The 8,382-nt window shown below is 49.1% G+C and carries 8 protein-coding genes; all 8 read left to right on the forward strand.

Annotated elements, in window-relative coordinates; translation table 11 throughout:
- Positions 1-99: 99 nt before the first annotated feature.
- Positions 100-645: a GIY-YIG nuclease family protein gene (locus tag H583_RS0113760; protein ID WP_028559786.1), complete on the forward strand. Its 546-nt coding sequence runs from the start codon at positions 100-102 to the stop codon at positions 643-645.
- Positions 646-769: 124 nt separating this feature from the next.
- A complete protein-coding gene (locus H583_RS37205) occupies positions 770-925 on the forward strand; it encodes a hypothetical protein (protein ID WP_169456468.1) in 156 nt (51 codons plus the stop codon).
- 542 nt (positions 926-1,467) lie between these two features.
- On the forward strand, positions 1,468-1,902 hold the full coding sequence (locus tag H583_RS0113775; protein ID WP_028559784.1) for a helix-turn-helix domain-containing protein: 435 nt from the start codon (positions 1,468-1,470) through the stop codon (positions 1,900-1,902).
- A gap of 783 nt (positions 1,903-2,685) precedes the next feature.
- On the forward strand, positions 2,686-2,907 hold the full coding sequence (locus tag H583_RS0113790) for a hypothetical protein (protein WP_028560964.1): 222 nt from the start codon (positions 2,686-2,688) through the stop codon (positions 2,905-2,907).
- Positions 2,908-3,813: 906 nt separating this feature from the next.
- Complete coding sequence (locus H583_RS38150; protein WP_173477353.1) at positions 3,814-4,221, forward strand: HNH endonuclease; 408 nt, start codon at positions 3,814-3,816, stop codon at positions 4,219-4,221.
- Between the two features lie 85 nt (positions 4,222-4,306).
- Complete coding sequence (locus tag H583_RS0113800; protein WP_028560965.1) at positions 4,307-4,738, forward strand: phBC6A51 family helix-turn-helix protein; 432 nt, start codon at positions 4,307-4,309, stop codon at positions 4,736-4,738.
- A 270-nt stretch (positions 4,739-5,008) separates the two neighbouring features.
- Positions 5,009-6,655 carry a phage terminase large subunit gene (gene terL, locus H583_RS0113810; protein WP_245585914.1) on the forward strand — a complete coding sequence of 549 codons (1,647 nt, stop codon included), beginning with the start codon at positions 5,009-5,011 and terminating at the stop codon, positions 6,653-6,655.
- 327 nt (positions 6,656-6,982) lie between these two features.
- On the forward strand, positions 6,983-8,382 hold a 1,400-nt coding region (locus H583_RS0113815; RefSeq protein WP_051236458.1), incomplete at its 3' end, for a phage portal protein.

An 8,382-nucleotide genomic window follows, 5' to 3' on the forward strand; every position in this document is an offset into this window, starting at 1 on the left:
TTATTTGGCTACGGGTATTGAGAAAAATTTCAAGGTGGGTGACGAAGGGGCGGGTAAACTCCGTCCTACCTTCCTAATACCATTTAGGAGGAAACCCGTATGTCAATTACCGTGTCATTACCGGAAGTGTATTTGGAAGCAGCGCCAAGAGAAATAAGGAACAAGAGCATGTATGATCTGCCTGGAGTTTACGTCTTCTACGATGACCGGAATGTCCCGTTATATGTAGGTAAAACGGTAAGCTTCAAACGGAGAATTTCTCGGCACTCTATGTCTTCTGATTTCTACCACTTTTCTTCTCACGTGCGGTTGTACCTTGTTGAGAACGAGTACGAAAAGGATATTTACGAGACTTACCTTATATCAACGTTAAAGCCCGAGTATAACAAGGCCAAAACGTTCTACACAAGGTTAGATTACGAAGATATGCTGCACGAAGTCAATGAAAGGATCACCGAAGCGAAACGAGAAATAGCGGAGCTTGAGCGAGAGGAATTCGAAGAAGATGATAGCTTCGAGGATACAAGCGACAGCGAATCGCTAGGTGACGTCCTTCGCATCCAAAGGCGGTTAATTGAGCTAGAACGTGAGTTAGCACGTCTATACGCCAGAAAGGGCGGGTTGCTGGGACGTTTCAGCGCGTAAGCTATCGCTAGTTGAATAAACACAACAACCGACATTTGTCGGCTTTTTTTTGCGTTGACAAACGAATGTGTCGGGTACACTCCGGCCGGTTAGCGCTAACACATCGAAAAGGGGACGATTGTACATGGCCGATATTGGCGAAGTAAAAGTAAACGTAAATGTATCCGAGGCTATCGCGGGACTCAAAGCGCTTCAACGCGAGGCACGGAAAGCAACCGCAGCATTGGCGGAATTGAAAGCAGCGGCTGACGCGTTAAAGGGTGGTGGGGCTGATGAATAAACACCTGCATGTTTCAAAGACGGCTCTCACGGTATTTGACTACTTGACGCGATTTATTCAAGACCCGTCATACCTACTAAAAGGTTACGCGGGTGGCCCGGAATTAACTAAGACAGATATTTCTGAGTTAACAGGGTTTAGTATCGGATACACACGTAAGCTACTAAACAGTCTGTGTGTCGCAGGGTACCTCGGCTATGTCGAAATAGGTCACACAGTGAAGTTACAAATAAATCCGAACAAATATGTTAATCCCGAGATTGCGCCAAGTGATTTTGTAGTCTCATTGTATCTGTTACATGAACGTCAATCTTCCGAAGTGGAGTGATATCTGATGAGTAATGCTTACTTATTTTGCTATTCGCCTGCAATGTTTCGGTTTCTTGTATCCGCAGGTCACCGGTACATTTGCGTAGGTGTAAACGAACGGACTGGTGGGCGTTTTTGGTTATTCGAAAAGTCTGATGCAGTGAGACGGTCATTGGACGAATATAGTGACCGTAAATAAAACTTAATATGTGGAGTGGGGAGCGTGTGGAGTGATGTTTAATTTTGAGCCGACGAGAGATTTTACGAGAGTGCATAACGCTATTTTTACGTTATATACGAGACTGCCTGACTTTAAATCGAGTCACGCGATGTTGTACGTGTACCTAATGGCCCGCAGTAATCCGCAATACGGGTACGCATTTCCATCAACGGAAGACATAGCGCTCGCGCTGAATTGCGGAATAAACCAGGTTGTATCGTACAAGCGGGTGCTAAAAGACTACGGATTAATCGTAACTAAGCGGCACTCGACGTACGGAAACGATATGTATTACGTAAAGCCTCCGATAACGGAAGAGGCGGAATTTTACGGACGATTTCCAGAAGCGCGTGAACATTACGAGAAGCGTTCAGAACAGTTCGCAGCACGAAAATCCAAACCGGAGGAAACCGAACAAAAATCGATATATGACGGCATCAATTGGTAATTAAAGGGGCGGATCACTATATCGGTGATTAGCGTATCACTAAAACAGTGATCCGGCTATCACTATATCGGTGAGGTATAAATACTTACGTTATAAATACCTACGTATAAATACTTACTAAATAATAGCGAATATGAAAAACAATTAGGCGGGAAAAACATCCGCCTAGCTTCGGGAAGGAAAAGCACCTTCCCTCAGCAGCTTTTCTTACGTAGTCCTTTAAATAAAAAGATAAGAGATGCGTAAGTAAAATAGTCCGGACAGCAGCACGGTTTTGGCTGCTGGACGAAAGGTTTTATCCTTTATGCTCCCGATCAGTGTAATCACTGTACGTGAGCATTACGTTACCTACAACGGAGGTATTAACGATGTATACGATACTATTCGCATTCCTAACGTTACACTTTACGCTGGTTCTCGTTGCTATTCTTCATTACATACCTACCGGATGTCTAAACGTAGCGAGATACGGACGTTCGCAGGTATTGGCGAATCTGTTGCTTTTAACCGCGTTTCCTGCATTATACATTACGCTGTATTGGTTACTACGTAATTCACCCGGATGGGGAGAAAATAAGAGAACGTACGGAGGCGATCCCGAATGCTAACGGTCCTTTACGTCGCATTAGTTATATCAGCGTTTATTTACGTAGGTCCTGCGCCGTTTAATCCACGAACCGAAGGTATTGCGGACAGTCTGCGTAACATGGCGATAGTTATCGTGGCTCCAGTATTATGTATGTTCATCGGGTGGTTATTACGGGGACATCGGGGAGGGTGGATATGATGAAGGTTAGTATTACTCGGGTCGGAGACGTGTGGGAGATGGAAGCGTCCGGAACACCCGCAGAAGTAGCGGAGCTTATCCGGATGGTTAACGATTATGAACGTATAGATGGATACGTAAGTACCGATCAGGAACCGATTCCTATTCCGGTCGTAGTCCGTAAATATACGGGAGTTAATGAAGGAACGTATCCTACGGCGGCTGATAAGCGGGTTTAAACGGCTCTAATGAAGCGGGAGGATTACGAGGCTTATCCGTAGGTTATCGTGAGGTTACGGAGGTATGGGATAAGCGGGAGGGCATCGATATACAGCCGTATGGCTCCGTACATCTGCAACGCGGGCCTGCCGGAAGGGGCCTCCGAAACTCACGGGGTGCTGACGTGATTCACCGTGACGAAGCGTTAATGTACAAAGTTTTATACATATTACCGTTAATTACCAGCTGTATACGGAATGCATAAACGGGACCTTTCGCTGGGAAATAATTATACGCGATTCGCACGAAAGCCTTTAAGGACGCGGGTTCTCAGCGGTATGCATAAACGGTGATTAAACGTAATGTCTACGGGGCCTGACTTGACAAGTGAGAAACGTTGATATGACGGGGTTTTTCGGTACTGTCAAGGTTTTGTACTTGACCACAAAATCAGTGTGTTTTGTACATATGTACGTGCATATCGATGCATAAACGGCAGTGCATATCGTCCGTGTCGAAAATGTATAACTCGCTTCCCAATCGATGAAATAACGCTGTGACGCGGTAAAGTGTCGAGCCCCCCAAGGGTGAGGTAGCGAAACCCGGCGGCTAGTGTCTACAATTTACGTACAAAATTTTAAACTCAGGAGGTCGATTTCTTGCGTATTTGCACTCGCTGTGGTGAGGCGGAGAGCGACACGATAAAATTCTGTAAAGGCAAACGTAAGTGTAATCGGTGCAGAAACGTGGAGCAACGGGAGTACCGTGCGGAATATCAGCGAAAGAGACGCGCCAAAATGACGGTAGATGAGCGTGAGTTTCACCGACAAAGACAGCGTAAGTACCGAGATGAGAACCCACATACGCCGTTCTTCACAACGTCCCGATACCTTGCGGCAAAGGCCGGAGTATTCTCGGACCTAACGATGGAGGACGCATACGACGTTTACTTTACGAAAGACACTTGCAGTTACTGCGGTAAGGAGCGTGGCCCTGACGATGGGCTGCGCTCTTTTCATATCGACCATATTATTCCGATGATCCAAGGCGGACCAAATAGCCGCTGGAATCTCGTTAAGGTGTGCGCCAGTTGTAATTCATCGAAGGGATCAGCGTCATTATTCGATTTCCGTAGCAGAACCGAAGCATTTACGGAGGAACGGTTTGATCTCGTAATAGCTGGAATGACGGAACGGAGCGGGTCTTCCGCTGAATACATCTACGAATTACTTTCGCAATCTCACGAATTTGAAGCGGCCTATCAACGTGAACGTACGAAGATGGTCGCATTACTTAATTTAAGCCGTCCAAACACGGTAATTTACGCGTCCTAGCCGTTTGGTAGGGTAATACGTCCCCTTAACGGTTACGGCGCTATTTCTACGTGAAAATCACGGTAAATAGAAAGGAGGACGCAACATGTCCGCAGCAAAACGAAAACAACTCGAATCTCGGCTTGACGGCCGTCAGAAGGTCGCGGCCCTAGCGGTAGTAGAACGGGATTTCGCGCCAGAAGACGAGCGGAAAGGCTTCGAAGAGATCGCGGCCGAGGTAGGCGTGAGCCGGAACACTCTATACGAATGGCGCACGCAGAATAAAGCGTTTATTGATTACGCGAACTCGCTGGCCGACGATTTTCTCACCGGTAAACGATCGCTGGTATACCGTAAGTTGATGCAGCTTATTGATAGCTCGCAGCCGTCCGTTAAGGCGATCGACCTGTTCATGAAGCGGGAGGGCTTGATTACGGCGCAGGTCGCAGTGGAAACGAAGGATGCGGGAGCGGCGCGGTCAAACGAGGAATTAGTGGCTGAAATCGCTGATATTGACGAGCTTTTGAAGGATGAGTGATTCCGTATGATCAGTAAAATACGGCGGATGGTCTGCGAGATGGGAACGGACTTTGTTACCTTTCTAAACGAATGGGCGGCCAGGATAGAGTCATTTCGCGCTCGGATGGAAGGTCGCGAAGATTAAACGTAAAGGAGGTCGGTCAAACTGGCGTGGATCGACGGACAATGGCTTGAACGTGAAGCGCGGGCCGACCGTATCAGTCTCTTACGCGAGAGAGGGCGGAAGTTACACGCGCTTATTAAAGCCGGGAAAGCAACGGAATATCACGTGGAAACGTATCAGGCGACTATCGAAGAACTCCGACGGCTCGTTCGGATTCAGCGGGCGGAAGTCGATATGCTCTACTTTTTCTACGAATACTTCTCGGAGGCTCGGAACCCCGGCAATCCGGACAATCTCGTACCTATGGCGGCCGTCGATATGGAAGACGCACCGGACTTTCACGTGAAACTGTCGAAGATACTCGACGCGGTGTCTAATCGTAACAGAACGGCCCGTATCGCATGGGCGGCGTCACGGGGGCACGCTAAATCCGCGTATCTCAGCAACGCCTTTCCGGTGCATGAAATCGTATACCGGAAGCGGAAGATGATCCTGATAATTTCTGAAACGAATAACGGTTCGAAGAAATTTATTAAGTGGGTTGCCGGTCAGCTCAAATATAACCAGAAGCTACGGGAAGACTTCGGTGGCGTTCTTGCGGAAAAGAAGTCGCTGAACGAGAAGGATTCGGAAGAGGCGTTTCTTACGTCGACCGGAATCAAAATGGAAGCGACATCCCTCGGAATGCAGATTCGGGGTTTCCGGAACGGTTCGCAGCGGCCGGACTTGATCTTGCTCGACGACTTGGAATCGCGAGATTCGAACAATACGCCAGAACTACGGCAGAAGGCGAAGGATTGGCTTAACGCAGACTTGATGCCCGCGTACGATCCGACTCAGACGGCAATTATCTTCATGGGAACGCTGGTTCATCACGATTCGTTGCTGAATTACGTGCTAAAACAGCGCGTGGACTTCATCAAAAATGAGTTCCCGGCCATTATTTCGCAGCCTGAACGGACAGATTTGTGGTCGGAATTCGAGCGTATATACAAGGAATACGAGCCTACCGACGAAGAGTTGGCGGCGTTTGAGGAGTCCGAAGAGGAACGGAAATCACCGAACGTAGAGGCTGCAATGCGGTATTACGCAGAGAATAAAGCCGAAATGGATCGCGGTGCCGAAGTCCTCTGGCCCGGTCGGTTTCCTATTGCGCACTTGATCCTCGAAAAGCTGAATTACGGAACCAAAGCGTTTAATACGGAATTTATGAACAACCCGATCGACGAGGAAAGCCAGGTGTTCAAACCGGACCAATTCCGCTATTACGATGCGCCGCCAGACTTTAGCCACCGAGATTATTACGTATCTACCGGTATAGACTTCGCGATGGGAAAACAGCGGGGCGACTACTCTGCTATTGTAACGCTGGCTCAACATAAAGTAACAAAACGAATATACGTTATTGATGCGTGGGGAGATCGAGTTCATCCCGACGTTTTTTTGCGTGTAATTGTCGAAAAGGTTATCCGATATCAACCGGACGTAATTGCGGCTGAAGCGCAGATGGCGCAGGAATTCTTCGTACACAAGCTCAAGCAGGCGCTCACGGCCGCGGGGTATCCGGCTCGGAACCGCGTTAAGGAGATTCATCAGCGGGCGCGGAAAGAACTCCGTATCGAGGCGATGCTGCCCGATATCGAGAACGGGACCATCGTATTCAACCGGTCGCACGCGTTGTTACTTGAACATTTTGAACGGTACGGTAGCCGCTGGCACGACGATTTGCCGGACGCTATGGAAATGGCGTATTCGGCGTTTAAGAAAGGTAAACGGCAAGTACGAAATAAACCGGCAGTATTTTATCGATAAGGAGGCGGTCCACATTTTCGATCTAAACGGATATTACACCGCAATTGTAGCGGAATACGATCGGCAAGTTGCCGCTCCTGATTACGATTCCTGGGCGATATTTTCCGCCAGTAAAAACCGTGCGCTTCGTGAGTTTAACGGGACGGTCGAAAGTGGCAACGAAGTATCTACCAAAGTCGCCGTTTCCTTCGCGCTATGGTCCGAATACAACGAGCATTTACGTACCGGAGCGAAGTCGGCCGGGTGGGATAAACGAGTCGCGGAATACAAGCTGATCCTGACCGGAGCCATCTCGCTAGAGGATTACGTAAGAAGGGAGGCGTCAAGTTGACGAAGCTATTCAAGCCGGGGAATCAGTACCCACCGCCAGACGATATCGAACGCATCGCGAAATACAAGCGAGGCCGCGCGATATACGACGGGCGGCTATTTGACGTTTACGAGAGGGCGTCGGAATTGTTGAAGGATACGCCCGCCGCGCCTCAGCTCGCCAAACTATACATCACCGTAAACCTAATGGACGTACTTATCGGAAAACCGGCGGACCTCATGGTCGGCGATCCACCAACGTTTGAATCCGGTAATCCCGACGATTCGGCGGAGCAGGCGGCGCTCAACCGGATTATCGAGGAAAACGACGTGGTACAGCTCATTCATGAAACGGTAACGGGCGCAGGAATCCGAGGCGACTCGTGGCTCAAGACTTATTACGCGGACCGTAACGACTACTCAGCGTTGAAAGAAGCCGGGCTGGACGTACCGGAATCGAAGCACGAGCCGATCATCGAAGCGGTCGACGCTTGCTACGTGTTCCCGGAACTGGCCCGCGGCAGCCGGAAGAAGTTCGCGGCCATAAATATTGCTTACGTAGAATGGGTCGATGAGTCGAACGGCGTGGTCGTATCGCTACTTACGCGGAGTAAAGAAAAGTCGACGCCATATCTCGTAGTGGAGCGTCATTTACCGGGCTACATCGTTTATGAACGGTATCGGCTCGAATCAAACGGTGTTGACAGTCGTTATGGCGTGGATATATCGAAGTTTACGATTGGCGAACCGGTCGCGACCGGCCGTGACGAAGATATCGTCTCAACTGGCGTTAATCGGCCGTTAGTATTCCACGCACCGTATAAGACGGTAGACGATGATTGGCGCGGAATCGGCGGAATTGAAAAGATCGAGTCCGTATTGGCAGCGATTAACGACCGTCTCGTACAGATCGATTATATCCTCTGGAAGCATTCGGACCCAGTCGCTTATGGTCCGGACGATATCGGCGAGGAAGACGGTACGAACGCAGTCCGATGGGGCGGCAAGTATATTCCGGTAGGCAAAGACGATGTGACGCCAGGATATATGACGTGGAATTCGCAGCTTGAAGGCGCGTTTAAAGAGTTGGATATGCTGTTATCCCTCGTTTTCATCCAGTCCGAAACTCCGCAATGGTTATTCGGTACTGTAATGGCCGGATCAGACAAAGGCGGAACAGGTACGTCACATACGGACGGAACGGCGATCAAATCCCGATTTATGCCGATCCTTTCTAAGGTCCGCCGCATCCGTACTCACATGGATAAAGCGCTGCGGGATGCGTTATGGACGGCGATGGAATTGGAGAATTACGCGAACGAGGGCGTAGAAGGGTATACGAAGTACGAGCCGGTCTATCCGAAGATTAACTGGCGAGACGGAATTCCCCGTAATGAGAAAGAGGAAGCGGAGATTTA

The sequence above is a fragment of the Paenibacillus pinihumi DSM 23905 = JCM 16419 genome (assembly GCF_000422505.1).
Classification (GTDB): domain Bacteria; phylum Bacillota; class Bacilli; order Paenibacillales; family Paenibacillaceae; genus Paenibacillus_D; species Paenibacillus_D pinihumi.